27 protein-coding genes are annotated in these 24,687 nt (G+C 68.7%); 11 read left to right on the top strand and 16 right to left on the bottom strand.

Features of this window, described 5'->3' with window-relative positions; translation table 11 throughout:
- Positions 1–148: 148 nt before the first annotated feature.
- The gene (locus MKL11_RS03700) at positions 149–517 is read left to right on the top strand and encodes a hypothetical protein (protein ID WP_243940396.1); all 369 of its coding nucleotides are present in this window, start codon (positions 149–151) and stop codon (positions 515–517) included.
- Positions 518–559: 42 nt separating this feature from the next.
- Positions 560–1,162 (top strand): PAS domain-containing protein, encoded by a 603-nt coding sequence (locus tag MKL11_RS03705; RefSeq protein WP_243940398.1) that lies wholly within the window; start codon positions 560–562, stop codon positions 1,160–1,162.
- Between the two features lie 37 nt (positions 1,163–1,199).
- On the opposite strand, the gene MKL11_RS03710 is transcribed toward MKL11_RS03705, so the two are convergent.
- The gene (locus tag MKL11_RS03710; protein ID WP_243940400.1) at positions 1,200–1,523 is read right to left on the bottom strand and encodes a winged helix-turn-helix transcriptional regulator; all 324 of its coding nucleotides are present in this window, start codon (positions 1,521–1,523) and stop codon (positions 1,200–1,202) included.
- 150 nt (positions 1,524–1,673) lie between these two features.
- On the opposite strand from MKL11_RS03710, the gene MKL11_RS03715 reads away from it, so the two are divergent.
- Positions 1,674–2,303: a glutathione binding-like protein gene (locus MKL11_RS03715; protein WP_243940402.1), complete on the top strand. Its 630-nt coding sequence runs from the start codon at positions 1,674–1,676 to the stop codon at positions 2,301–2,303.
- Between the two features lie 19 nt (positions 2,304–2,322).
- Here MKL11_RS03715 and MKL11_RS03720 read toward each other — a convergent pair whose 3' ends face one another.
- Positions 2,323–4,020, bottom strand: a complete 1,698-nt coding sequence (locus MKL11_RS03720) for a hypothetical protein (protein ID WP_243940404.1) — start codon at positions 4,018–4,020, stop codon at positions 2,323–2,325.
- Positions 4,021–4,330: 310 nt separating this feature from the next.
- Between MKL11_RS03720 and MKL11_RS03725 the strand changes: the two genes are divergently transcribed.
- The gene (locus MKL11_RS03725; RefSeq protein WP_243940406.1) at positions 4,331–4,840 is read left to right on the top strand and encodes a ferritin-like domain-containing protein; all 510 of its coding nucleotides are present in this window, start codon (positions 4,331–4,333) and stop codon (positions 4,838–4,840) included.
- Between the two features lie 227 nt (positions 4,841–5,067).
- A complete protein-coding gene (locus MKL11_RS03730) occupies positions 5,068–5,265 on the top strand; it encodes a hypothetical protein (RefSeq protein ID WP_007563351.1) in 198 nt (65 codons plus the stop codon).
- A 106-nt stretch (positions 5,266–5,371) separates the two neighbouring features.
- Here MKL11_RS03730 and MKL11_RS03735 read toward each other — a convergent pair whose 3' ends face one another.
- Complete coding sequence (locus MKL11_RS03735) at positions 5,372–6,142, bottom strand: SDR family NAD(P)-dependent oxidoreductase (protein ID WP_243940408.1); 771 nt, start codon at positions 6,140–6,142, stop codon at positions 5,372–5,374.
- Positions 6,143–6,312: 170 nt separating this feature from the next.
- On the opposite strand from MKL11_RS03735, the gene MKL11_RS03740 reads away from it, so the two are divergent.
- Together MKL11_RS03740 and MKL11_RS03745 are read left to right on the top strand one after the other, a co-directional pair.
- Positions 6,313–6,954, top strand: a complete 642-nt coding sequence (locus MKL11_RS03740; RefSeq protein WP_243940410.1) for a TetR/AcrR family transcriptional regulator — start codon at positions 6,313–6,315, stop codon at positions 6,952–6,954.
- A gap of 295 nt (positions 6,955–7,249) precedes the next feature.
- On the top strand, positions 7,250–7,528 hold the full coding sequence (locus tag MKL11_RS03745; RefSeq protein WP_243940412.1) for a type II toxin-antitoxin system RelE/ParE family toxin: 279 nt from the start codon (positions 7,250–7,252) through the stop codon (positions 7,526–7,528).
- A gap of 15 nt (positions 7,529–7,543) precedes the next feature.
- On the opposite strand, the gene MKL11_RS03750 is transcribed toward MKL11_RS03745, so the two are convergent.
- The 7 genes from MKL11_RS03750 to MKL11_RS03780 all read right to left on the bottom strand — a co-directional run bounded on the left by MKL11_RS03750 (position 7,544) and on the right by MKL11_RS03780 (position 12,875).
- Positions 7,544–7,888 carry a DUF1330 domain-containing protein gene (locus MKL11_RS03750; RefSeq protein ID WP_243940414.1) on the bottom strand — a complete coding sequence of 115 codons (345 nt, stop codon included), beginning with the start codon at positions 7,886–7,888 and terminating at the stop codon, positions 7,544–7,546.
- Between the two features lie 62 nt (positions 7,889–7,950).
- Positions 7,951–8,643, bottom strand: a complete 693-nt coding sequence (gene pyrF, locus MKL11_RS03755; RefSeq protein WP_243940416.1) for an orotidine-5'-phosphate decarboxylase — start codon at positions 8,641–8,643, stop codon at positions 7,951–7,953.
- Between the two features lie 49 nt (positions 8,644–8,692).
- Positions 8,693–9,073 carry a BrnA antitoxin family protein gene (locus MKL11_RS03760; protein WP_243940418.1) on the bottom strand — a complete coding sequence of 127 codons (381 nt, stop codon included), beginning with the start codon at positions 9,071–9,073 and terminating at the stop codon, positions 8,693–8,695.
- Positions 9,060–9,338 carry a BrnT family toxin gene (locus tag MKL11_RS03765; RefSeq protein WP_243940459.1) on the bottom strand — a complete coding sequence of 93 codons (279 nt, stop codon included), beginning with the start codon at positions 9,336–9,338 and terminating at the stop codon, positions 9,060–9,062. Before MKL11_RS03765 ends, MKL11_RS03760 begins: the two co-directional genes overlap by 14 nt.
- A gap of 59 nt (positions 9,339–9,397) precedes the next feature.
- The gene (locus tag MKL11_RS03770) at positions 9,398–10,024 is read right to left on the bottom strand and encodes a uracil-DNA glycosylase family protein (protein WP_243940420.1); all 627 of its coding nucleotides are present in this window, start codon (positions 10,022–10,024) and stop codon (positions 9,398–9,400) included.
- Positions 10,025–10,167: 143 nt separating this feature from the next.
- Positions 10,168–12,375 (bottom strand): xanthine dehydrogenase family protein molybdopterin-binding subunit, encoded by a 2,208-nt coding sequence (locus MKL11_RS03775; RefSeq protein WP_243940422.1) that lies wholly within the window; start codon positions 12,373–12,375, stop codon positions 10,168–10,170.
- Positions 12,376–12,419: 44 nt separating this feature from the next.
- Positions 12,420–12,875, bottom strand: a complete 456-nt coding sequence (locus MKL11_RS03780) for a (2Fe-2S)-binding protein (protein ID WP_243940424.1) — start codon at positions 12,873–12,875, stop codon at positions 12,420–12,422.
- 276 nt (positions 12,876–13,151) lie between these two features.
- Here MKL11_RS03780 and MKL11_RS03785 point away from each other — a divergent pair, with 276 nt between their 5' ends.
- The gene (locus MKL11_RS03785; RefSeq protein WP_243940427.1) at positions 13,152–14,687 is read left to right on the top strand and encodes a sensor histidine kinase; all 1,536 of its coding nucleotides are present in this window, start codon (positions 13,152–13,154) and stop codon (positions 14,685–14,687) included.
- Between the two features lie 135 nt (positions 14,688–14,822).
- Here the strand turns inward: MKL11_RS03785 and MKL11_RS03790 are convergent, their stop codons facing one another.
- Positions 14,823–15,239 (bottom strand): EVE domain-containing protein, encoded by a 417-nt coding sequence (locus MKL11_RS03790; RefSeq protein WP_243940460.1) that lies wholly within the window; start codon positions 15,237–15,239, stop codon positions 14,823–14,825.
- 91 nt (positions 15,240–15,330) lie between these two features.
- Positions 15,331–16,500, bottom strand: coding sequence for an MFS transporter (locus MKL11_RS03795; RefSeq protein WP_243940429.1), 1,170 nt, complete (start codon positions 16,498–16,500; stop codon positions 15,331–15,333).
- 555 nt (positions 16,501–17,055) lie between these two features.
- Here MKL11_RS03795 and MKL11_RS03800 point away from each other — a divergent pair.
- Together MKL11_RS03800 and MKL11_RS03805 are read left to right on the top strand one after the other, a co-directional pair.
- Positions 17,056–17,379, top strand: coding sequence for a hypothetical protein (locus tag MKL11_RS03800; RefSeq protein ID WP_243940431.1), 324 nt, complete (start codon positions 17,056–17,058; stop codon positions 17,377–17,379).
- 38 nt (positions 17,380–17,417) lie between these two features.
- Positions 17,418–19,799 carry a TonB-dependent receptor gene (locus tag MKL11_RS03805; protein ID WP_243940433.1) on the top strand — a complete coding sequence of 794 codons (2,382 nt, stop codon included), beginning with the start codon at positions 17,418–17,420 and terminating at the stop codon, positions 19,797–19,799.
- A 781-nt stretch (positions 19,800–20,580) separates the two neighbouring features.
- Here the strand turns inward: MKL11_RS03805 and MKL11_RS03810 are convergent.
- From MKL11_RS03810 to MKL11_RS33520, 4 genes are all read right to left on the bottom strand, one after another.
- Positions 20,581–20,790 (bottom strand): hypothetical protein, encoded by a 210-nt coding sequence (locus tag MKL11_RS03810; protein WP_243940435.1) that lies wholly within the window; start codon positions 20,788–20,790, stop codon positions 20,581–20,583.
- 68 nt (positions 20,791–20,858) lie between these two features.
- Positions 20,859–21,074, bottom strand: a complete 216-nt coding sequence (locus MKL11_RS03815) for a DUF6894 family protein (protein ID WP_243940437.1) — start codon at positions 21,072–21,074, stop codon at positions 20,859–20,861.
- Between the two features lie 333 nt (positions 21,075–21,407).
- Positions 21,408–21,794 (bottom strand): thiol-disulfide oxidoreductase DCC family protein, encoded by a 387-nt coding sequence (locus MKL11_RS03820; RefSeq protein ID WP_243940439.1) that lies wholly within the window; start codon positions 21,792–21,794, stop codon positions 21,408–21,410.
- Positions 21,779–22,105, bottom strand: coding sequence for a Rap1a/Tai family immunity protein (locus tag MKL11_RS33520; RefSeq protein ID WP_409565805.1), 327 nt, complete (start codon positions 22,103–22,105; stop codon positions 21,779–21,781). Before MKL11_RS33520 ends, MKL11_RS03820 begins: the two co-directional genes overlap by 16 nt.
- A gap of 650 nt (positions 22,106–22,755) precedes the next feature.
- On the opposite strand from MKL11_RS33520, the gene MKL11_RS03825 reads away from it, so the two are divergent.
- Entirely contained in the window at positions 22,756–23,628 is an 873-nt protein-coding gene (locus MKL11_RS03825) for a MipA/OmpV family protein (protein WP_279600237.1), read from the top strand.
- The last annotated feature ends 1,059 nt before the right edge of the window (positions 23,629–24,687 follow it).

Here is a 24,687-nt window from a genome sequence, read left to right on the forward strand (position 1 = left end):
TTCGATTCCGAAAGGCAAATCTATCGGAGCCTTGCGTAGTCCACAGGCTTCGGCCGCCGGTGACCCGCGCCGGGGGCCGATCGCCAGATCCGTCACGGCCAGGACGGGCCCGGTCAGGCTGCCTCGTCGCGGGGGTGGTATCGGCGATATGGCAGCCGCCGAGATGGTCGCGGCCCAGGCCGGGCTGGGCCAGATCGTCCTCAACGCCTCGAACTCCCTGCGCACCGACGTGGTGGTGATGGGGATCCTGGTGATCGGCCTGTTCGCGGCCCTGTCCGAGCTCGGCATGCGCCGCCTGGAACGCGCACTCGTGCCCTGGAAGGGCAAGGTCTGGCGCGCGTCAAACCCAGGACTGAGAGCCGTTGCCGATTGCAGGGCGATCGGCAACGGCTCCGACGGTGTCGGCCGCCCCGCCGGGGAACGCCGCGCGCCGACCGAACGCGGCTGTTGCCGTCGCGCTCTGTTCGACCGCCGATTTCTGGTACATCCGGCCCGCGATGCCGCGTCGATCCAGTAAACGGCGTGGTGCACACGTGCGATACCGATATCGGGGGATATCTTGGCGGAAGACTCCGACGATGTCGTCTCAGAGGCGGCCTTGGTCGCGGCGCTCGACGCGTCCGGCGGCGTCGGCTTCTGGATGTGGGACATCGTCAGCGACGATGCGCGCGCCGATCCGGTCACGGCTCTGCTGTTCAACATCAGCCCGGCCCGGTCGAGGGCCGGCGTCACCCTCGCCGAGATCATGAAGGCCGTCCATCACGAGGATCGGGCGCACATAACGCAGGTGATCCTGGACTGCATGCAGTCCGGCGGCTCGTATACGGCGGAGTACCGGGTCTGCTCCCCGGAAGGCCGGCTGCGCTGGGTGTTCACCCGCGGCCATTTCTACCTGGACGAGAACGGCCGCCCGAGCACGGGGCGGGGCGTCGTGGTCGAGATTTCGGACAGCAAACCCGCCGGCGTCGCCTTCGCAACCCAGGACGGGAGCACGATCGAGGACGCCCTGAACAAGACCGCCGACCTGTGCTTGTCCCTGCACAACGCCGTCTCGGAACTCGGCGACACGCGCATCGTCGCCCTGATGGAAACCCTGCTGCTGGAAGTCGGCAAACATCTCGCCGATCGGCAGCGCGCTCCGGCGAATCAATCCCTGCATTGAGAGCGCCGGACGAGGACCGGGCGGGCGCATCAAGATCTCAGGCCGTGTCGCGCCGCTTCAGCCACAATCCGAATTCCTGGACGACGGACACGACCGCCTTCAGCCGCATCCCGTCCTCAGTCAGGGCATATTCCACCTTCACCGGCGTCGTCGGATACACGGTCCGGCTGATCAGGCCGGCGGATTCGAGGGCGCGCAGATCCAGCGTCAGCATCCGCTGCGAGATGCCGGGCAGGTCGCGCCGGAGTTCGTTGAAGCGCTTCGGGCGGTCGATCAGATAGGACACCAGCAGCAGGCGCCAGCGGCCGCCGAGCAGGTGCATCGCGTGCTCGACGGAGCATCCCGTAACGGTCTCCCTCATGGACGTGACTTCAAGTCAGGCACAGTATAATTCTTGTGCCATGCGCTAAAACTCTTGCGTTCTTCCGACATCGTCCCGACTGCGCTACGCAAAATTCAGGGAACCACCGTTTCCGGTACCGACGTTACGGCACGTCTTCAGAGCCTGTCCATGAAGCTGTATTACATCCCCGCGAGCTGCTCGCTCGCGCCGCATATCGTTGCCCACGAACTCGGCCTCGACGTGACATTCTGCCGGGTCGATCACGCCAACCACAGGACGGAGGCGGGCGAGGATTATTACGCCGTCAATCCGCACGGCTACGTCCCAGCCCTCGAACTCGGCGACGGCCGTGTCCTGCGGGAAGGGCCGGCCATCCTGCAATACCTGGCCGATCTGAAGCCGGAGGCAGGTCTCGCCCCGGCCAACGGGAGCTTCGCGCGCTACCGCCTGCAGGAGATGCTCGGATTCCTCAATTCCGAGATCCACAAAGGCTTAATCCCCCTGCTCTATGCCCGGCTGGCAGGGCGGTATTTAGATACCGCCAAGCCAAAGGTCCAGGCGCGCTATGCCTGGATCGACGCGCAGCTCGCTGCGCACGACTACCTCATGGGCGACAATTTCACGGTGGCCGACACCTACCTGTTCGCGCTCACCGGCTGGGGGCAGGCGCCGTGGCTGACCTCGTATTACCGGGCCGACATCCACTTCGACCCCCTGCACAACCTTCAGGCCTGGTACGGCCGCGTCCGCGGGCGCCCGGCGGTGCAACAGGCGTTGCAGGAGGAAGGGCTGCGATAGGGCAGCCCAGGTTAGAGATTTAGAACGGATAGTAGCGCAGCGAGGCCAGCCCGGTGACGAGGTGGGCGGAGGGCTGGATGCCGTAGACGCCCCGGAAGGCGTCGCGCTCGGTGTAGGAGGCCTGCGCACCCGCCACGAGGCGCCCGTAGGAGCCCTTGTACAGGTCGTGCCAGAAGCCGCCGGTGATCTGCCGGATGTCGCGGCTCTCGGCCTGGCAGGTGCCGCTCGCCGCGCCCTCGACATCGCAGCCGGTCACCACCAGGGTCGGCGCGCCGTAGCCCGTGGCGTTGCGGGCGCCGGCCCGGGACGCGTGCTCCCAGCCGGCATAGAGGTAGACGTCGGTACCGGGCTGGACATGGGCGACCGCGCCGGTCAGCAGCTGGAAGGCCGGGATCGGGGCGATCGAGCCGTCGGCCCTGAGGGCGAAGTCCGGCAGCTGCGCAGAGCCGTAGCGGCCGATGCCCTGGCCGACGAGGCCGCTGACCTGGACGTCGAGCACCTTGTCGATCACCGGCAGGGTCGCGGCGCCGCCGATCCCGTAGCCCAGGGCGGTGTCCGAGCGGCCGGGGAGGCGGGTCGCGGCGGTGATGTTCGTCGCGCTCAGGCGGTCGTCGAAGAAGCGCACCAGTCCCTTGACCTCGTAATGACCGAAGCCCGGCTCGACGGCGAGCTTGCCGACGATGTCGGGGGCGCTGTTGTTCGAGTAGGTGGTGGCGGTGTTGAGCAGGCCGGCGCCGTCGCCGGTGTTGTTGAGGTTGACGAGGCTCGGCGCGGCGAACGGGCTCGGCGGCAGCACGCTCTGGGGCGATTCCGCCGACAGGCCGGCCCAGAGGCCCGGCGCCAGGTCCTTGACCACCCGGATCTGCGGATTGCGGGTCCAGTTGAAGCCCGGCACGTATTGCGCGTCGATGGTGAGCGGGATCTGCTCCTTGAGCGGCGTGATCCCGGCGAGATCCGTGGTGATCAGGCTCCAGGCCTGGCCCGCCAGCACGTGCCAGCCGGAATCCAGGGCGTCGACGGTGGCGAAGATCTGCCGGACCCGCGGCGTGTAGCTGTTGCTCTCGCGGGAATTCGAGGTGGTGCCCGCTGCCAGGAAATCGATCTCGTAATAGCCCGAGATCTGCAGCGTCGGCTCGACCTTGGCGGTGAACAGGCCGCTCAGGCGGCTCTGCCGGGCTGAGAAGCGGAACTCGCTCTCGCGCGCCTGCGGGCTGTTGCGGAACGGGATGCCGTTGAAATCGCTGGCGACGTCCGAGACGAGGTTGGGGTTGCGGAAGATGCCCGCCAGCTCGACGAAGCCCCCCGGGGTGAAGCAGATCGCCGACCCCAGCGCGTAGCTGCCGGCATTGCAGACCAGGTCGTTGGCGAGGATCACCGGCGTGTGCTCGGAGGCGGCCGGCCGCGCCCCGCCGGGGCCGCCCGCCTGGGCCACCTGTTGCTGGCGCTCGGTCCGCGCGGCGAGGCGCGCCTGCTCGGTCGACAAAGCCCGGCGGGCGCGCGTCTCGCCGGCGAGGGCCTGACGCTGCCCGCCCGCCTGCCGGCGCAGGGCCGCGAGTTCCTGCTGCATCGCCTGCATCTGCCGCTGCATCGCGTCCATCCGGGCCGCCATCTCGGCGGCGGTCTGGGCGCGGGCGGGAAGGGGCGTGAGGCCGGCCGCGAGGGCCAAGACGGGCGGCAAGGCAGCCGACAGGACGCTCGGCAGGATCGGTCGGGACATCACTGGTCACCCCGTGCAAGCGTGGATCCGGCGGCGGTCCGGAGGCGGTGTTCGGACTTGTCGGATACGGCGTGCGACGCCGGCATGACGCGGCTAGCACGCCATCCGAACAACCTGCGGGAAAGCCGTTCTCGGGATGCGGAAGACGCGCATGCTGTGGCCGAGACGCCACGGCCGCGGCGCCCGGCAGACGGGACCCGGCCCGCACGGGCGGGGGCCTGCGACCTTCCCGGCCGGAACTTGGCCGTGCGGAGGCGAGGTTGGCCGGATGAATGGATCGCCCCGATCCCAGCCAGCGCGAGACGCCGACATGACACTCGACACACGTTCGATCTACGTCACCGCCCTCAAGAACACCCACGCCGTCGAGATGCAGGCCCTGCAGATCATGGAGCGGCAGGTCGAGCGCCTGGAACATTACCCGGAGATGGAGAAGGCCCTGCGCCGGCACATCGAGGAGACGCACGGCCAGCGCCAGCGCCTGGAGGAGGCCCTGCAGAGCCTCGGCGACAGCCCTTCGGCGCTGAAGGAGGGCTTCCTGGGCTTCGTCGGCAACATGATGGCGCTCGGCCACGCGCCGGCCCAGGACGAGATCCTGAAGAACACCTACGCCAATCACGCCTTCGAGAATTTCGAGATCGCGGCCTACGAGTCGCTGCTGACGATCGCCGACGCGGCCGGCCAGCAGGCCCATCGGACCGGCTTCCAGCAATCGCTGAAGGAGGAGCAGGGTATGGCCGAGGCGGTGCGCGCGCTGATCAGGCCGACCACCGAGCGCTACCTGGCGTTGACCACGGCCGGCGAGAAGGCCGACCGCTGACGCGACGGGCTCGCCGCGACGGACATCAGGTCATGCGCCTGACGGCCCAGGCGAACCGGGCGCGGCCTCGAACCGTCATAGTCAAGCTTTGCCGAGATCAGGCCGGGCGGCACTCCGGGCACGAATACGCGATTCGTCTCGGATCCCGCACGAAAAACAGTCGCGCCGTGCGAACCGGATGGCAGCGGGACCGTTATGTCCTCGAACACTATTCCGGAGAGCAGGACATGGCCAAGCACGAGATCCTCGGCTACTTCGAGCACCGCCGCGACGGAGCCTGGGTGTGCGTCCGGCCGTTCACCCTGACCACGCGCGATGCCAGCGTCGATATCCGGCAGGGCATGCGCTTCGATTACGGCAAGCGCGTCGGCGGCCTCGACCTCGCCGAGTATCTGGAGCAGCTCGGCTCGCAGTTCGGCTCGTAGGCCAAGAGCGACACCAGCCCGTCCGGCATCATGCCGGCGGGCTTGCGCTCAACACACTACGTCCGCGACGGGCGCCGGGAAAAAGCACCCGGCGCCCGTCGGCGTTTCAGGCTCCGCCCCACTGCATGGTCAGGCCGCCATCCACCACCAGCGTGTGGCCGGTGACATAGTCGGACGCCCCCGAGGCAAGATACAGGATCGCCCGGGCGATCTCTTCGGGCTGGCCGGCGCGGTGCCATGGAATCCGCTCCAGGGACTGATCCAGCACCTCGGTCTTCTCGAAGCGGTCGGCGGTCATCGGGGTCTCGATCAGTCCCGGGGCGACGTTGTTGACGTTGATCCGGTCCTCGGCGAGTTCCCGCGACAGGCTGCGGCACAGGGAGCCGAGCCCGGCCTTCGACATCCCGTAGGGTGCGCTCTCGGGGGTCGGCAGGTGCTGGGCCACCGACGAGACGAACACGATCTTGCCGGCGCCGCCCTCCGCCCGGCGCATCCCGATGAACGGGCGCGCGCAGAACAGCGGGCCCATCAGGTTCACCCGCAGGATCCGCTCCAGCAGGGCGTCGTCCATCTCGGCCACCGGCACGCCGCTCATTGCCTGGCCGGCATTGGCCACCAGGATGTCGAGGCCGCCCAGCTCGCTGCCGACGCGGTCGTAGGCGGCGTTCACCGCCGCCGGATCGCCGACATCGAGTTGCAGCACCAGGGCGCGGCGGCCGGCCGACTCGACCCGGGCGGCGGTCTCCCGGATACCCGCCTCGTCGGTGTGGTAGGTGATCGCCACGTCGGCGCCTTCGCGGGCGAACAGCTCCGCGGTCGCCTGCCCGATGCCGGAATCGGCTCCGGTGATCAGGGCTCGTTTGTCGGTCAGGATCATTCTGCGCGTCTCGCTCGCTCACCGCCCGCGAGGCGGCCGGATGCCGGGGCAATCGGTGCGGCCGGGGAGGGTTCCGCGCGCGCCGACCCGCCGCAGGCGATCGCGCCTCAGACGAGGGCCCAGGCCGGGCTCTTTGACGGCCGCCGCGCCGGTGCCCTACTGAGGGGTGCATGTCCCTGGATGCCCCGCCCCCCCTGCTCGCGGAGGAGAACGCACCCACCACCCGCTGCCGCATCCTGGCGACGGCGGCGGCGTATTTCCGCGCGATCGGCTACCAGAAGACCACCGTGGCGGACATCGCCCGGACGCTGAAGATGAGCCCGGCCAACGTCTACCGGTTCTTCGATTCGAAGAAGGCGATCAACGAGGCGGTGCTGGAGCGGCTGATCGGCGAGATCGAAGCCCTGGTCTCGGAGGTCGCCGCCCGGCCGGGCCTCAGCGCCACCGAGCGCCTGGTGGCGGCAATCGACCTCCTGCACCGCGACTGCACCCGGCGGTGTGAGGAATTTCCCCGCCTCCACGAGATGGTCGAGGCGGCCATGGGCGAGAGCTGGGAGGTCTGCCGCCACCACATCGCCCGGGTCACCGCCGGGTTCGAGCGCATCATCCGCGACGGGGTGGCGCGCGGCGAGTTCGAGGCCGCCGACCCGGCGGAAGCGGCCGCCTGCATCCATGCCGGCATCGCCCGCTACACGCATCCGCTGCTGGTCGGGCAGACCGCGCTGCAGCCGGTGCCCTCGCTGGAGGCCATGACGGCGTTCCTCTTGCGGGGCCTGGCGCCGACGCGGCTGACTGGCGCGGGACCGGCATAGGGCACGCGTCCGAGCAGGTGATGGCAGCTCCGTCTGTACTTCCACGCAGGCTTGCATGGGCTTATGCTGGACGAATGACGCGCCGCCTTCCTCCTCGTACCACGGCCCTAACGAGTAACAGCGGCGTGCGGCATCCCGCGGGGATGCAAGCAGCCCCTGCTACCATCGACCGTGAACCGCCCGAACCGATGAGCGATGAGGAGCGCTCCGCCGCGCAGCGCGGCTTGGCCGACGTGCGCGCGGGCCGGTTAGCCACGGCGGCCGAGGTCGAAGCCGCGTACCGCCGCTTCCGGCCTTGAAGGTTGTCTATATCCGCGCCGCTCTTGAGGAACTCAACGGTATCGCGGACTATCTTACGCCTCGCCATTCTCTCGGCGCTGCCAATGTCGAGGCGGATATCCGAACGGCGATCGATCGGTTGGTCGTCCACCCCTACAGTGGGCGCGCTCAGGATGAGGCCGGCGTACGAAAGGCGGTCTCATCGAGCTATCGTTACAGGATCCTGTACGCGGTCGATGACGCCGCCGGCATCGTCCAAGTGCTGTCGATCCTGCATCCGTCCCGACAGAGCTAGGCCGGTCCGGCGGCCCTACTCGGAGGCCCGCCCCGCCTCAGGCGCGGGCTCGGACACGCTCGGCTGCGGGCCGTCATAGCCCTCGATCACCAAAATCTCGGCGTCGACCCCGCCGCGCTGCTTGGCCTTGGCGGCCTGGTAGAGGTCGGAGTTCCAGCAGGCGAGGGCGTCGGCGTAGCTCGGGAACTCGATCACCACGTTGCGGGATCGGGGCTGACCCATCACCGCCTCGAAGGCGCCGCCGCGCACCAGGAAGCGGCCGCCATGCTTGGCGAAGGCGGCGCCGTTGGCGGCGACGTACTCCTTGTAGGCCTCCGCGTCGCGGACATCGACCCGCGCGATCCAGTAGCCCTTCGCCATCCTGCGCCTCATTGGTTGCGGAGTTGAAATGGATTCCGGTTGGCCGAAGGCAATGCCGGGATTCAGGCGAGTTCGGCGACGATCGCCCGGGCGACCGCGCGCGGGTCGGCGGCGCCGGTGATCGGGCGCCCGACCACGACATGGTCAATGCCGGCTCTGCGGGCGTCACCGGGGGTCATCACCCGCTTCTGGTCGCCGGCCTCGGCGCCCGCCGGGCGAATGCCCGGGGTGACGATCAACCGGTCGGGCCCGACGATGCGCCGGACCGCAGTCGCCTCGGCCGCCGAGCAGACGACCCCATCGATGCCGATCTCCGCGGCCTGGGCGGCGCGCTGGGCGACCAGCTCCGCCACCGGCAGGGCGTATCCGGCCTCCGCGGCGTCGGCATCGTCGTAGGAGGTCAGCACCGTCACGGCGAGGATCTTCAGGCCCGCGCCCCGCCCGCGCACGGCCGCCCGCATGGTCTGCGGATAGGCGTGTACGGTGAGGAAAGTGGCGCCTGAGCCCGAGGCCGAGCGCACGCCCTCTTCGACGGTGTTGCCGATGTCGTGGAGTTTCAGGTCGAGGAACACTTTGAGGCCGCGCGCCGCCAGCCGTTCGGCGAGCGCCAGGCCGCCGGCATAGCCCAGCCGGTAGCCGATCTTGTAGAAGGTTGCGGCCTCGCCGATCCGGTCGATCAGCGCCTCGGCCTCGGGCACGCTCGGGAGATCGAGGGCCACGATCAGGCGGTCGCGGGGGTCGGCACTCACGGTCATCGGGGCGTCCTTCGGGCTGGCGGCACGGATCACGCCGCGGCGAGGGCTGTCAATCCGGGGGCTGGGACGTGTCAGCCGCGCTTTTGGCCGCCTTGGGCCGCCGCTTGCCGCGCGCGAGCCCCTCGGCCAGGGCCTCGTTCATGCGCGCCTGCCAGCCGGGACCGCCTGCCTGGTAGGCGGCGAGCACGTCGGGATCGACGTTCAGGGTGAGCTGCACCCGCCCGCCGGTCTCATCCTGCGAGGGACTTCTCCGGGTCAGGGCGGCGTAGACGGCGGGCGGAAGCACGTCGCGAGCCGGGCGCAGGTGCGCCAGTTCGGCGTCGGTCAGTTCCGCCGAATCGGGATTGTTGACGATGGACGCCTGGAGGAGCGCCTCCTCGGCATCGCTGAGCGGAGGCGCCCTCCGCCTGGTCGTGTCACGCGTCGTCATAGGCCATCCGCTCCTTCCGGCTCGCAGGGCGCAGGCTGATCGCCGCAACCGCCTCCGTTCCGAGCACTGCGAACGTGAGGGTCACGAGTTGCGAGTCCAGGAAACCGACGGCCTTGAAGCGGCGCCCGCCAGTCTTGCTCGCATAGGTCTCGCTGACCAGGGCGGTCTCCCATTCGAAGCGGACCTGTGCGTCGGCGAAATCCAGGCCGTGCCCCTCGGGCGGAGGCCTGAGGTTCCTCTGTCGCTTCGGCTCGTCCCAGACCATCCGCACCAGATATTTGTAGCGCCCGGATGGCGGCTCCGTCGAGCCAGTTCAGAGCCCGCTCACCCACCCAGCACCCGCGCCACCTCCGCCTTCAGCACCGGCAGCAGCTCCGCCTCGAACCAGGGCTCGCGCTTGAGCCAGCCGTTGTTGCGCCAGGACGGGTGGGGCAGGGGCAGGACGCGGGGGCGGCGGGGCTCGGCCAGGATCGCGCGCCAGCGCCGCACGGTGCCGGTCAGGCCGTCCTCCATCCGGCCCAGATGCCAGGCCTGTGCGTATTGGCCGATCACCAGGATGAGATCGAGGTCCGGCAGCCCGGCGAACAGCTCCGCCCGCCAGCGCTCGGCGCATTCCCGGCGGGGCGGCCGGTCGCCGCCCTTGGGGTCGAGGCCGGGGAAGCAGGAGCCCATCGGCACGATCGCGACCTGCGCCGGGTCGTAGAACCGCGCCTCGTCGAGGCCGAGCCAGCTCCGCAGCCGCACGCCGGACGGGTCGGTGAAGGGCAAGCCGGTGCGGTGGGCCCGGGTGCCGGGGGCCTGGCTCGCCACGCACAGGCGCGCACCGGTGCTGCCCTGAACGATCGGCCGCGGCTCCTGGGGCAGGGGCGGCCCGTAGAGCGGGCTGTCCCGGCACAGGCGGCAGGCGCGCAGGCGGGCGGCGGTGTCTTCGAACGGGACGAGTGCGGGCATCGATCCCGAGATGGCGAGCCGCCGCGCGGAAACCAAAAAAAACGGCGCGGTATCGCGCCGCGCCGTCGTCAGTCGGGTCTCTTGCCTTGGGGGGAAGGCCCCTCCGTCCTACGCCGGCGCGGACAGGCGCGGCGTGCGATTCGTCACGCGCCCTTCACGCCGGTGAGGTCGAGGGGCAGAGCGCGCAGGCGCTGACCGGTGGCGGAGAACACCGCGTTGGCGATGGCCGGCGCCAGCACGGGGACGCCCGGCTCGCCGATGCCGGTGGGCGCCGCCTGGCTCGGCACGATATGCACCTCGACCTTCGGCATCTCGCTCATCCGGGTCGGCTCGTAGGCGTCGAAATTGTGCTCCTGCACCTGGCCGTCCTTCAGGGTGATGCGGTTGCGCAGCACCGCCGACAGGGCGAAGCCGACCGCGCCCTCGACCTGCGCCCGGATCACGTCCGGGTTGACCGGAACGCCGACATCCACCGCCGCCACGATCCGGTTCACCCGGATCCCGGCCTCCTGCGCGGTGACGTCGGCCACCATGGCGACGTAGGAGCCGAAGGATTCGTGGACCGCCACCCCGAGGCCGCGGCCCTTCTCCTGCGGCTTGTTCTGCGCCTTGGCCGCCCAGCCGGCCTTGTCGGCGGCGAGCTTCAGCACCGCGGCGAGCCGCGGCGCCTGGGTCAGCAGCGACAGCCGGTAGGCCACCGGATCGACGTCGGCCGCGTGCGCCAGCTCGTCGATCATCACCTCCATCACGTGCGCCGTGTGGGTGTGGCCGACCGAGCGCCACCACAGGACCGGCACGCCCTCGCGGCCGTTATGGACGCCGAAGCGGTAGGCCGGCAGCGCGTAGGGCGTGTCGGAAGCGCCCTCCACGGTGGTCGAGTCGATGCCGTTCTTGACGATCATCGCCTCGAAAGGCGAGCCGATCATGATCGATTTGCCGACCATGACGTGGTCCCAGCCGACCACCGCGCCCTTGGCGTCGATGCCGGCCCGGACCTTGTGCAGCACGGTCGGACGGTAATAGCCGCCGGCCATGTCGTCTTCGCGGGTCCAGACGAGGTGAATAGGCGCCTTCTCGCCAGCGGCCTTCAGCACCGTGGCGGCTTCCGCGAGGTAGTCGGCGGTGGGCGTCGCCCGGCGCCCGAAGGAGCCGCCGGCCCAGTTGCTGTGGAGCCGAACCCGGTCGGGCGTCACCCCGAGGATCGCCGCCATGGTCGCCTGCTCCACGGTCTGGAACTGGAAGCCGGCATAGACGTCGTAGCCGCCGTCGGGCGCCCGCTCGATCGTGGCGTTGAGCGGCTCCATCGCGGCGTGGGCGAGGTACGGGAAGGTGAACTCGGCCTCGATCACCTTGGCGGCGCCCTCGAGCGCGGCCTGCGGATCGCCGCGCTCCGAGGCGGTGAGGCCGCGGCCCTTGGCCCGCTCCCGGTACTCGGCCAGGATCGCCTCGGACGAGCGGGTCTCGGCGGTGCTGTCGTCCCAGGTAATTGTGAGCGCCTCGCGCCCCTTCATGGCCGCCCAGGTGTCGCGGGCGATCACCGCCACGCCGGTGGGGACCTGGACCACGTCGAGCACGCCCGCGACCGTCCGGGCCGCGGCGGCGTCAAAACTCTTCACGGTGGCGCCGAAGCGCGGGGCGCGGGCGACGACGGCGGTGACCTGGTTCGGGCGGCGGATATCGAGGGAGTAGGTCGCCGAGCCGTTGGTCTTGGCCACGGAATCGAGGCGCGGCACCTTCTGGCCGATCAGTGTCCATTCGCTCGGGTCCTTGAGCCGCGGCTCGGACGGGACCGGCAGGGAGGCGGCCGAGGCGGCGAGCTCGCCGAACCGGGCCTGCCGGCCCGAGGCGGCGTGGCGCACCACGCCGTCCGCGACGGTGATCTCCGAGACCGGGACCTTCCAGCGGAAGGCCGCCTCGGCCATCAGCATCTCGCGGGCGGCGGCCCCGGCCTTGCGCAGCTGGAACCAGGAATTGGCGACCGCGGTGGAGCCGCCGGTGCCCTGGATCGGGCCCATCAGGCTGTTGTTGTAGAGCGTCGCGTCGGCCGGCGCGAACTCGGTGCGGACTTGGCTCCAGGCGGCGCCGAGCTCGTCGGCCAGGATCGTGGCCAGCCCGGTGGTGTTCCCCTGGCCCATGTCGAGGTGCTTGATGATCACCGTGACGGTGTCGTCCGGGGCGATCCGCACGAAGGCGTTGGGCTGGGCCTTGACGCTCGCGAGGTCCGGGCCGGCGGCGGCCCGGGCGGGCTTCGCGTCCAGCCGGAAGGCGACCACGATGGCGCCGGCGCCGGCCAGGAGGCCGCGGCGGCTGGGTCGGACGGGGGCTGCGTTCGGTCGACGGGCGTTCAGCATGGCGGCGATGCTCCGGTCAGGACCGCGGGGAGGGGTGTTCGGTTTCAGGCGAGGGTGCGCGCGGCCTCGTGGATCGCGGCGCGGATGCGCTGGTAGGTGCCGCAGCGGCAGATGTTGCCGTCCATGGCGCCGTCGATGTCGGAGTCGCTGGGCTTCGCATTGCCGGACAGGAGCCCGATCGCCGACATGATCTGCCCGGACTGGCAGTAGCCGCACTGCACGACGTCAAGCTTGCGCCAGGCGGCCTGGACGGCCTCGGCCACCCGGCCCGAGACGCCCTCGATGGTCGTCACCTGCGCGGTGCCGACATCGCCGACCTTGGTCTGGCAGGACCGCACCGGCTGACCGTCGAGATGGACCGTGCAGGCGCCGCATTGGGCGATGCCGCAGCCGTACTTGGTGCCGGTGGCGTCGAGGCGGTCCCGCAGCACCCAGAGCAGCGGCATGTCCGGGTCGGCGTCGACCGTGTGGGTGACGCCGTTGACGGTGAGCTTCGGCATGGTCGGCGGCCCTCGGTCGACACGCGGAATCCGGCGCGCACCGGATCGCGGCACTCGGCCCGCCACGCGTGTCGTTTACAGTAGTCGTCGCAGTCCCGCCAACGATGTGTGACGCCGCACATCGCCCCGGAAGACGCACCACCCGGCCGCGAACGCCGATCCGTAAGATCCGACCGATGCCGGCAGCCGCTTCTTAAGACATCCGCCCCATCCTGGCGCCATCACCGCCCTTCCCAGCTGGCCCGCGCCGCGTTCGAGCCGAGTTTCAAGAGTCCCATGTCCGATCTCACCGTCGAGATGGTGCAGCGCGGTCGCGGCCCCTCGACGGAGGAGGCGGCGCGGCGCCTCGGCGTCGCCCGCGAGATCCGCTCGGCGCGCGAGAAGCTGACCTCGCAGACCGGCCTCGAGCGGGCCTTCGACCACGAGCTGCTGCGCCATTACGCCCGGTACCGGGCCGGCGCCGGCATCCCGCTGGTGCTGTTCGCGGTCGCCCTCGCGACGGCGGCGACCTTCTGGATCGCCCCGGTCGTGGCCGCGCTCTGGGCGCTCGGCGCGATCCTGATGATCACGCTCAACACCACGCTGAGCCGCGGCTTCCTGCGCGCCGACGCGGCGACGATCCCGCTCGCCCGCTGGCGCCGCCGCTTCCTGATCGGCGAGGTCCTGCAGAGCCTGTCGTGGTCGGCGATGATCGGGCTCGGCACCACCGGCGGCTGGACCTTCGCGCTGTTCGGCCTCGTCATCGCGGCCGCGGTCTCGACCATGCTGGCCGCGACCGTGCCGGTGGCGGCGGTGGCCGCTTTGGTGCCGCTGGTCCTCGCCACCGCGTCGCTCGCCGCCTGCTCCAAGGGCATGGAGGCGCTGCTGCTGGTGCTGATGGCCGCCGGCGCGCAGCTGTTCTTCCTGGGGCTGGCCCGCCGCCTCTACGCCTCGACGGTGGGCGCCCTGCGCTCGCGGGCCGAGAAGGACGCGGTGTTCGGCGAGCTGGAGCAGGCCAAGGCCAATTCCGACGAGGCGCGGCGCCGGGCCGAGGAGGCGAACCTCGCCAAGTCGCGCTTCCTCGCCACCATGAGCCACGAGCTGCGCACGCCGCTCAACGCCATCCTGGGCTTCTCGGAGGTGATGAAGAACGAGGTGTTCGGCATCCACACGGCGCCGTCCTACCGGGAATACTCGAACGACATCCACGACAGCGGGATGCATCTCCTCAACCTGATCAACGAGATCCTCGACCTGTCGCGCATCGAGGCCGGCCGCTACGAGCTCAACGAGGAGGCGGTGCAGCTCGCCCATATCGTTGAGGAGTGCCGCCACATGATGGGCCTGCGCGCCAAGGCGAAGAACCAGACCTTCCACGACCTGGTCGACGCCTCGCTGCCGCGACTCTGGGCCGACGAGCGGGCGCTGCGCCAGATCGTGCTCAACCTGCTGTCGAACGCCGTGAAGTTCACGCCGCCCGGCGGCGAGATCTGGCTGAAAGTCGGCTGGACCGCCTCGGGCGGCCAGTACGTCTCGGTGAAGGACAGCGGCCCCGGCATCCCCGAGGACGAGCTCGGCACGGTGATGTCCTCGTTCGGCCGCGGCTCCCTGGCGATCAAGACCGCCGAGCAGGGCTCGGGGCTGGGCCTGCCGATCGTGAAGGGGCTGGTGGAGCTCCACGGCGGCCAGTTCCAGCTGTCGTCGCGGCCCCGCGAGGGCACCGAGGTGATCGTGACCCTACCGGCCTCCCGGGTGATGGACACGCTGCCCCCGGTCGATGTCGGCGCCGACGCCTTCGTGCCGGCCCGCAACGCCTTCAACCGCGCCGCCTGAGGAAAAGGGGTTCCCAAAGGGCAAGCCCTTTGTCGGGGGTTCGGGGGCGCGGAGCCCCTGATCATCGGGCGAAGTCCGACACCAGGGCTCCGCCCTGGACCCGCGAAAGGTCGACGACCTTTTGAAACCGGGACCTTACGGGGTCTCGGCCAGGGCGCGGATGCGGTTCCACTCGGCCTCGGTGACCGGCTGCACCGACAGGCGCGAATTGTTGACCAGCACCATGGCGGCGAGCGCCGGATCGGCCTTGATCGCGTCGAGCGTCACCGGCCGGGGCAGGGGCTCGACGGCCTTCACGTCGACCATGCCGAAGCGGCCGGTCGCGTCGGTGTGGTCGGGGTAGTAGGGCCGGATCACTTCGACGATGCCGACCACCGCCTTGCCCTCGTTCGAGTGGTAGAAGAAGCCCTGCTCGCCGACCTGCATCGCCATCAGGTGCTTCTTGGCGAGGTGGTTGCGCACGCCGTTCCAGTGCGTCCCGGTCGCGCCGGCCTCGACCTGCTGCGCCCACGACCAGGTCGCGGGCTCGGATTTGAACAGCCAGTACGCCATCACGCCGTCTCTCGCGGGGCCGCCCCGTCGCGGCGGCCCGGCCCCCATAGCGCAGCTGTCCCCGATGCGGACAGGCCCCTTCGGCGGCGGTTCACCGCCGGTTGCGGCCGAGCACGAGCCGGCTCGCGCCTGCGAAGGCCCAGGCGCAGAGCCCGCCATAGAGCATCACCCCACCGAAGCCCCGGACCAGCGCCTGCCGGGCGACCGCTTCGGTGAGGTCCGCGGCCCCGGCCGCCGCGAGATTGCCGGCGGCGACCGCCTCCGCGAGGGCATCGAGCGCCGTCCCCTGCGCCAGCGGGCCGAGGCCGGACCGGACGCCCTGAAGCAGGAGGAAGCCCATCAGGGCGATGTTGACGGCCAGCGCAATCATCCGCGCGCTCATGTCCATGCCCGAGGCCATCCCGGCGCGCTCCGGGGGCAGGGCACCCGTGGCGGTGTTGGTGACCGGCGTGTTGGTGAGGCCGAGCCCGGTGCCGGCCAGGATGCAGCCGGGCAGCAGCGTCGGCCAGCCCGTTTGCGCGCCGGTGGCGGCCAGCCGCATCAGCAGGAAGCCGGCGCCGAGGGTGAATAGGCCCAGCGGGATGACCAGCCCCGGGCCGTAGCGCAGGAGCAGCCGCTCCGCGAGCGGCGGCACCACCAGGGTCGGCAGCGTATAGGCCAGGAGCACGAGGCCCGCGGTCACGCTATCGTAGCCCAGCACCGCTTGGACATAGATCGGCAGGTAGATCACGAACGGCCAGAAGCTGAAGTTCATGGCGCTCGATCCGAGCAGGGCACCCGAGAACCGGCGGTTCCGGAAGGCCGCGAAGTCGAACATCGGCCGCTCCGCCCGGGTCTCTACGACGACGAAGGTCACGAGGCTAACGGCGCCGGCGAGCGCCAGCAGGCTCGCCGGATCGTCCAGGCGCAGCGGCTGCCCCCGGGTGATCAGGTAGACCAGGCTGAACACCGCCAGCGACAGCGTCGCGATCCCGGGGCCGTCGATGCGCCGGGCGTGCGGATCGCGGGATTCGACGACGCCGGCCCGTGCCAGCCCCAGGGCGACCAGCGCCAGAAGGACATGGACCAGAAAAACCCATTCCCAGCTCAGGGCCGCCACGATGACGCTGCCGACCAGCGGGCCGAAGCCCAGACCGAAGCCGAACACGATCCCCCACCAGCCGAAGGCCGTCCCGCGCTCCGGCTCGCCCCGGCCGACGTGGTCGATGTCGGCGACGGGCTGAGGCTCCCGCCGATCCCCGCGCTCGCTCTCGTGCTGCACTCGTCCCTGACCGACCCGCGCAGCAAGGACGCGCTCCGGGCGATCACGGCGGCGTTCCGCGAGCACCGGAAGGGTTAAAGGCCAGGGCCTTCCCGCTCGAGGTGCGCGATTCACCGGACCCTGAGAACCAGGAGCCTGAACCCAATCAGCTTGGCCGCGACGAAGTCCGCGGAGGGTGGTTTTGAGACGGCCCGCTAGCAGTTCGCAAGATCGTACACGCGGACGTCGATTGTGGACCCTTTAGAGCGCTCGCCGCCGAAGTGGATACCGGTTCGGCGTAAGCGAGCGCGTTACATCAAAGACTTAGAGCCGTTCCCCGTCGCAACGCGATCTGGAACGGCTCTAGTGGCAGAGGCTTACCCAATCGCCTCCTGAGCAGGGACGCGCGTAAGGGGTCGGGCCAGCCAATTGGTGTGGCTTTCAGAACAGTCGGGCGGGAATTCTCGGATTGTCCAACCTGCGCACTTCGCGGGCTGATTGACGGTTCGAGGCCCTGCCCTCTACCACCCCGAGATGCTTAGGCGGCCGCCTCAACGGGTCCGGAGCCGCGCGATCATGGGAGTGGTCGCGCTCTACGCGTTGCTGCTCCAAGCCTTCCTGGCCTTCTCAGCCCCTGTCCTTTCTCCTGATCCAACCGGCGGGGTCCTGTGCGCCGAGCACGGCTCGGGCACGCCCGCGCATGACCAGGCGGACGCGCAATGCCACGCGTGCTGCATGGCCATGCACGTCGGGACCATCGCGCCGCCACCCGTCCACGCCTTTCCAGTCCTTTGGCCGCTTCCGAAGGCCTTCCGCGTCGTTTGGCGCCCCGAAGCTGACGTCGACAAGACCGGACCGCCGACCAACGCCCAGAGCGCCCGAGGTCCACCCATCGCCTGATCGCGCCCCGCCCGCCGATCAGCCGATAGGGTTTTGTCATGTCCACTCACCACCTCCGCGGCAGCGCTCTGGCGCTGGCTGCCGGCCTGCTCGTATTGCCCGCATGCACGAACGCCGATGCGGCCGAGGAGAACGCCGTCACCCTCGAAGAACTCTCGGTGACCGGGCAAGCGAGCGCGCTGCCGACCCCGCCGCCCGCCGCGATCCAGACGCCGGTCTCGACCGGCATCGTGCCCTCCGACCCGGGCGCTCCGCCTATCGTGCGCCGGTTCCAGCTGCCTCAGACCAGCGCAAGCGTCACCCGCGAGCAGATCGACGAGACGGTCAACGTCGTCGATACCGAGGACGCCATCAAGTATTTCCCCAGCCTGTTCGTCCGGAAGCGCAACGCGGGCGACACCCAGCCGGTGATCGAGACCCGCACCTGGGGCGTAAACTCCAGCGCCCGGACCCTCGTCTACGCCGATGACGTCCTGATCTCGGCGCTGATCGCCAACAACAACACCATCGGCGCGCCGCGCTGGGGCATCGTCGCGCCCGAGGAGATCAAGCGCGTCGACTTCCTCTACGGGCCGTTCGCGGCCGCCTTCCCGGGCAACTCGATCGGCGGCGTCCTGCAGATCACCACCCGGATGCCGGACCACTTCGAGGCGACCCTGAAGCAGACCGGGGCGCTGCAGACATCCCAGTACTACCGCACCGACCGCAGCTACGAGACCAACAAGACCAGCGCCACCTTCGGCGACCGGATCGAGGACTTCTCGTGGTTCCTGAGTGCGGACTATCTCAACACCTTCACCCAGCCGCTGACCTTCGTGACCAACGGCAGCGCCCCGGCTGGCACGCTCGGCACGATCCCGGCCCTCAACAAGACGGGCCAAGTCGCCAACGTCGTCGGCGCGGGCGGCCTGCTGCATTCCGAGCAGGCCAACGCCAAGCTCAAGCTCGCCCTCGACATCACCCCGTGGCTGACGGCGACCTACACCTTCGGCTTCTGGTCGAACACGACCAACGCCGCCGTGCAGAGCTACCTGGTCACACCGACGGGTGTTCCGACCTTCGGCAACGTCTCCACCTTCGCGCAGAACCGCTACACGCTCGACGAGCAGCACATGGCCAACGCCCTGTCGCTCAAGACCGACACGCACGGGGACTTCGACTGGGAGATCGTGGCCTCGAACTACTACTTCCTCACCGACGCGCAGCGGAACCCGTACGGGGTCACGCCGGGCTACGGCTTCACCCCGTTCGGCAAGGTGCTGCGCTACGACGGCACCAACTGGACCAACGTCGACCTGCGCGGCATCTGGCGGCCGTTCGGGATCGAGGGCCCGCACGAGATCAGCTTCGGCGCCCACGGCGACCAGTACCGCCTCGACAACCCGACCTACGGGACGGCGAACTGGCTCGATCGGTCGAACCAGTTGCCGACGGAGTACACGAATAGCCGCGGGACGACCGAGACCGGCGCCCTGTGGGTGCAGGACGCCTGGCACTTCGCGCCCGCCTGGACGCTGACCACCGGTGCGCGCCTGGAGCGCTGGCAGGCCACCGACGGCTTCAATCTGACCACGACCGCCAACAACGCCACCGGCGCGGTCACCTCGACGACCCAGATCCGGCAGCCGAACCTGTCGGCGACGCACGTCTCGCCGAAGGCCACGCTGGCCTGGGTACCCGAGCCGGGCTGGGCCGTGAAGGCGTCCTTCGGCGAGTCCTACCGGTTCCCGACCGTGACCGAGCTCTACCAGCTCGTGCAGACCGGGCCGATCTTCACCAACCCGAACCCGAACCTGCGGCCCGAGCACGACTACAGCGGCGAGCTGGCGGTCGAGCATCAGTGGGAAACCAACCGGGTGCGAGTGTCATTCTTCCAGGAGAACACCGACGACGCGCTGATCGCGCAGACGAACTTCGTCACCGGCACGGTGCCCACGACCTTCACCACCAACGTCGATGCGATCCGCAATCGCGGCGTCGAGGTCGAGGCCGGCCGCACCGGGTTCCTGATCGACCGGCTCGATCTGACCGGAAGCGTCACCTACGTCGACTCGCGCATCTTGAAAGACACGGCCTTCGCCAGCACGACGGGGACGACGGCGCGGGGCAAGCATGTCCCCTACGTGCCCGACTGGCGAGCAACACTGGTGGCGACCTACCACATCGACCCGAACTGGTCCTGGACGGTGGCGGCGCGCTACAGCGGCAAGCAGTACACGACGCTCGACAACACCGACGTCGTCTCGCACGTGTTCGGTGCGTTCGACAGCTTCTTCGTGGTCGACACGCGCTTGCAGTACAAGATCGACGATCGCGTCGCGATCAGCTTCGGTGTCGACAACATCGCCGACGAGAAGTACTTCCTCTATCATCCGTTCCCAGGACGCACCTTCATCGCCGACGCTCGCGTGAAGTTCTGATCCAAACTGCCGCCGGTCACTTCGTGCCGAGCGTCGGTTTCCAGGGTCGGCACGACGTGGCTTTGATGGCCTACGCCTCCCTCCGGTCCCGGCGCCGCGCAGCATCGGGGCGGAAAAAAACAACCGCCCGCCCACCGCCCCAGCCCTCAATGCCAGGCCTCGGCTCAACCGATGATCGCGGACAGCGCGAATTAGCGGTGACGTGTTGTCGATCGTGATCGAGAAGGAGAGTACCGTCGGGCACTTACGGCGCCCGGTTGCAGCCGGGCACCTGTTCCCAGCCGTCTCAGGACGTCGGCGGGCGTATCACCACGACCGCGAACGGGCTGACATCCAACCTCGTCGTGGCCGCGTCGTGGGATCGGGATCACCTCGTGCCGCCTGATGGCGACGCCTTATTCCTCAGGCGCAACCGGCGCTTCTTGGCATAGGCAAGCGAACTCGACCAACCCGGCGAGAAGTGCCGTCGCGACGATGATATCTAAGCCCATAACGAGTACTCGACGGGACCCGTGATCCGCGTTGAGCGGAGCTGGTCCATCATTAAGTTGCCGGCGATCGAACAGTTTCAGCTTGGCAGACAAGACACCCTGATCAGCGAGCGACTTAGTGCGCGAGCGCACATTTCGTGAAGATGTGGGGTCTGGGACTTTGCTCTTCCCGCGTCCAGGACTTGGTCTCGGCCCTACCTCGATCCGGTCACGGGGAGGGGGAGCGTCCGATCTCACCAGCGTCGAGCCGATACGCATCGCGGCTCGTGATCCGGGATACGGCTCGGCGGTTACCAGGCTGTGTCGGTGATTCCGTGCCGGCTGTCCCAGGTCGAGCCCCGCGGGTCGAACGGTGCCGCGGGCGTGCTCTCGACTAACAGCGCGAGCATCAGAGTGTATGAGCTGAGCAGGATTGCCGGCGGCTCGCCGGTGATGAGGCGCCAGCGTTCCACGAAGACGGAAACCGGCAGCCCGGCCACCGCATCGGCGCTAGACGCCAAGCGATTTTCCAGCGTCTGTGCGGATGTGCCCATGCGCCCTGAACGAGCGCAGCCCGCATACGGCCCATTCATCCGTCGCAGATGGTGAAGAGAGCGTTCCGACGACCAGCCGCGACTTCCATTCGCCATTCCTGGCCAAAGCCCTCTAACCTTGCGCCCTCCTCCAGAAGCACGCCCGCATACCGGATAGCTTCTCGGCGCGCGAACGTCGTATCCGGCAGCTCGACACCCTTCTTCTCGAGCAGGGTGACGCCGTCATAGACGTTGACGTGGTAGCGAGGCATGGGCCGCTCCCAGCTGTCGCAAGGCGGGAGCGCGCGTCTCACTCAGTCGCCGGTGCCCCGCTATCGTGGCCGGCAATGAGCCAGCGCACCAGACAGTGCAAGAGTGCACAAACGATGGCTCAGCGCCTCGTATGGACAAACTGTATAGTCGCCAAAAGATACCCCGCTCGGCAGCTGCCGACGGGGCTAAGACGTCTCGGAGATGCCCGGCCTACGCGCGGCAGGGGTGGTGGTTCCGAGACGGCTATCACTTCGTCAGGTTGCCGACGATCACGTCGATAAGGAACCCGATCGGCGCCCCGGCGAAGGAGTGCCGGAGACGGCAGGAATTCCTCACGACGCCCGTGCGATCAGCCGGGCCAGCCGCGGCCTCAGCGGCAGGAATAGGCAGTAGGCCGCTTCCGCCAGCGGCAGCACGGGCTGCATCCCGAAGATGCGCAACTCGACGAGGCGGCCGAGCCAGCGCCAGTTCGGCAGGATGTGCCACAGCCGCACGAAGGCCGCCGCGCCCGACACGAGGCGACCGTCCGCGCCGCGCACGTGGAAGCGCCGCAGCGCGGCGTCTCGGTCGAGGTCCGGCCCCAGGCCAACTGCCGGCGCGTCGCGCCCGACATCGACGAAGGCGATCTGCTCGGCCCCGTCGCATCGCTGGTAGTGACCGATCTCGGCTCGGCAGAGCGGGCAGCCGCCATCGTAATAGACGGTCAGATCGGAACCCATCGGTTCGCTTCTCGCGGTTTGCACGGCCACTCCTCGCCCAGCGCCCGGGTGATCACGACCGCAACCGGTAGCGGCCAGATCTCGGAGCGGGCTTCGAGGTAACGCAGCACCAGCGTGATCGCCTCCTGAGCGGATACGGTCTGAGGGTCGCAGATCGTCGGCTCATGGACTTGGCCCGCGGGCGCTCCGACCGCATCCCGCATCGCCTGCAGCCGAGCCCCGACGACGAGGCCGCGATAACGGGAAGCGCGAGGCCGAGCGCCTTTCCCGCGCCTTGCCCCCACGATAACTTCACCGGGCGATGCCACCACGCAGCGCGCTGAAGACGCCCCGCCATGATCCGCCCCATCCTATCCGCTGTTCTACGCTCCCTCGCGGCTGTCGGCCTCACCACGCCCGCCACGGCTCTGCCCACGCAGGACTGCTTGGAAGTATCAGGCCGCCAAACATGCCGGGCGAACCATGATGATATGCCCGCTCGGCTGGTGCAATGGACGCTTCCCGGTTGATTGTATTAGAACGGATCATGCCTCAGACTCTTATCGGGTGGATCCTCTTCGCAACGATTGTATGCTCTGGGTGCGCTAGCGTTGTCACGGCTGGAAAACTGATCGTGTCTGGCCTCGGAAAGGCGTCTCAAGACCGCCGAGATTTCCATGTGGCCTTCATATTCGGAGTCCTCCTGGTGGCTGCGACAGTCCTGTTCATCTGGATTGAGCCGCCGCCGGCTGGATAGCCCGGTCGGTGCGCGGCGGATAAAAGCCGGCGCCATCACATTGAGCGGGCTTGGATAGCGTTCCAAAGCCCAGCCTTGATTGGTCGGCTCGGAACCAGTGTCAGGGATCCGCCCCGAGCGGAACGTTGCTGAATCATCACGGCCAGTCCTATTGCGATCCGTTTGGGCGAGAGTTGCGCGTCATGCGTATGCGGGCGGGATGAAAAGGCGCCATAAAGCGTGGCCATGACATCATCGCCTCACCGTACCCTGCGGTTCTGCGCCCTTCTCAGCGCAGGTGCACTCCTCGCCGCATCCGGCACGACGGCGCCGCATGCCGCGGATCTCAGCGCGGTCCTGCCGCGGCCCGTGCCGACTTTTACTCAAGTTGATCCAAGCACTTGGGTGGTGACGGTCAGCGGCTCGCTACAGGTCGTACCCCGTTATCCTGGCGCCAGCGCGTACACGCCTGTCGGCTATCCCTCCATCGACATTCGCCGTCTCGGGGAACCGCGCCGCTTCTCGGCTCCGGACGACGGCTTCAGTCTGTCCCTCTATGATGATCCGGTGTTTCGCATCGGCCCGACCGCTCGCATCGTGCCCGGCCGCTACTACGGCGATGACCGGCGTCACCTGTTCGGGCTCCGGGACGCGCGCTTCGCCGTCGAGCCCGGCGTGTTCGCCGAGTTCTACCCTGTCTCCTTCATCCGCACCCGCGTCGAGGCTCGGCAGGGCATCTACGGGCATCATGGCACGGTCGGCTCGGTGGCCGCCGACTATCTAATCCCGACGGAAAAGTTCCTGTTCTCCATTGGCCCACGCTTCAATATCGGCGATGCGAGCTTTGCCAGAAAATATTTCGGCGTGTCACCGGCTGAAGCCGCCCTAAACGGTCGGGTCACCCCCTATGATCCGCGAAGCTTTTATTCAGCCGGCCTGCTCGGTGCCGTGACCTATACACAGAACGAAACTTGGGCCTACACTGCATTTGCAGGCTATAATCGCATCTTGGGCGCTTCAGGCGACAGTCCGTTGGTTCGACGCCCGTTCGGCAGCCCCAATCAGTTTCAGTTTGGCGTCAAGCTCGACTACTCGTTCACTACGCCAGCCTGGTTCTAATCGGTTTCCTTGCTTGCGGCGGATGACGTAGGCACCACGCCGCCTACCACCGGGTGCAATCTCCCAGACCACCGGGATTTTGCCGGTCAAAATCGGCTTTTCTTATTGATCTCACGCTGCCGGATTTCCCCGGCCGCCCGCGCCCCAGAGACGGTTGCGTAGGCATAGGTCGATCGCTCTGAATGTCTGCCGTCGGTGGAGGCAACGATCCATCGGAAGCACCGCTTGTGGATAGGGCAGGGCACCACGCTGACGCGGCTGGATTGGGCGGCGAGGTTCGACATCGGAAACCAGTGCTCATTGAAACACCTCGTCTTTACGAGGTGCGAGGCGACTGGGTTTCCGATCTAACCTCCTGTCAGTTCGGCCCCGCCGCCCGATCCGGTCATGGGCCGGCGGGGGAGGTCGACGATCTCACCGGCGGCAGGGGCATCCGCTCACGCGTGAGAAGCGCCCCGGCGAAGCTGGTCCGACAACGTGTTCAAGGACGTGGTGCCGAACCGCGAGGGGACGATGACGCGGGCGGATGGCGGGCGGCTCTCGGCGCGCCGTCCTGACCGAACCCGCTATGCTTAGAGATTGATCGAGTTCGGTGTTGCACACACATCGCCTGCGCGCACGATCGCGTTGCCCCCCAATGAATGACATACTTCAGCATCGGCGCGCCCGTCTGGCGCACCGCGAGCACGCGCTGGCGCGAGCGGCGGCGGGTCTGTGGGAGTGCCGTCTGCGCGACGAAGCCCTCGAATGGACGGGCGGCGTCTACGACCTATTCGACATCCCGCGTGGTGCACGCCTGCCCTGAGCACGGGTCCTCGAATTCTACGAGCCAGCCTCATTCCGCCTGCTGTCGTTAATTCGGAGGCGCGCGCTGGCGACCGGGGCGGTGTTCCGCCTCGACGCAGAGATCGTCACTGCCCGCGGGCGACGTCGCTGGATCAGGAGTGTATCGTCCGTCGAAATCGAGGGCGGCCGGCCTGTACGGCTCGACTCCAGGCCCCGGCGTCCAAACTGCCTTCTCTTTCATTCGGCCGGTTGCGCATCAGGAATCCTTGCGCC

Origin of the sequence: Methylobacterium sp. J-077 (assembly GCF_022829365.1) — a bacterium.
In the GTDB taxonomy this organism is placed as follows: Bacteria; Pseudomonadota; Alphaproteobacteria; order Rhizobiales; family Beijerinckiaceae; genus Methylobacterium.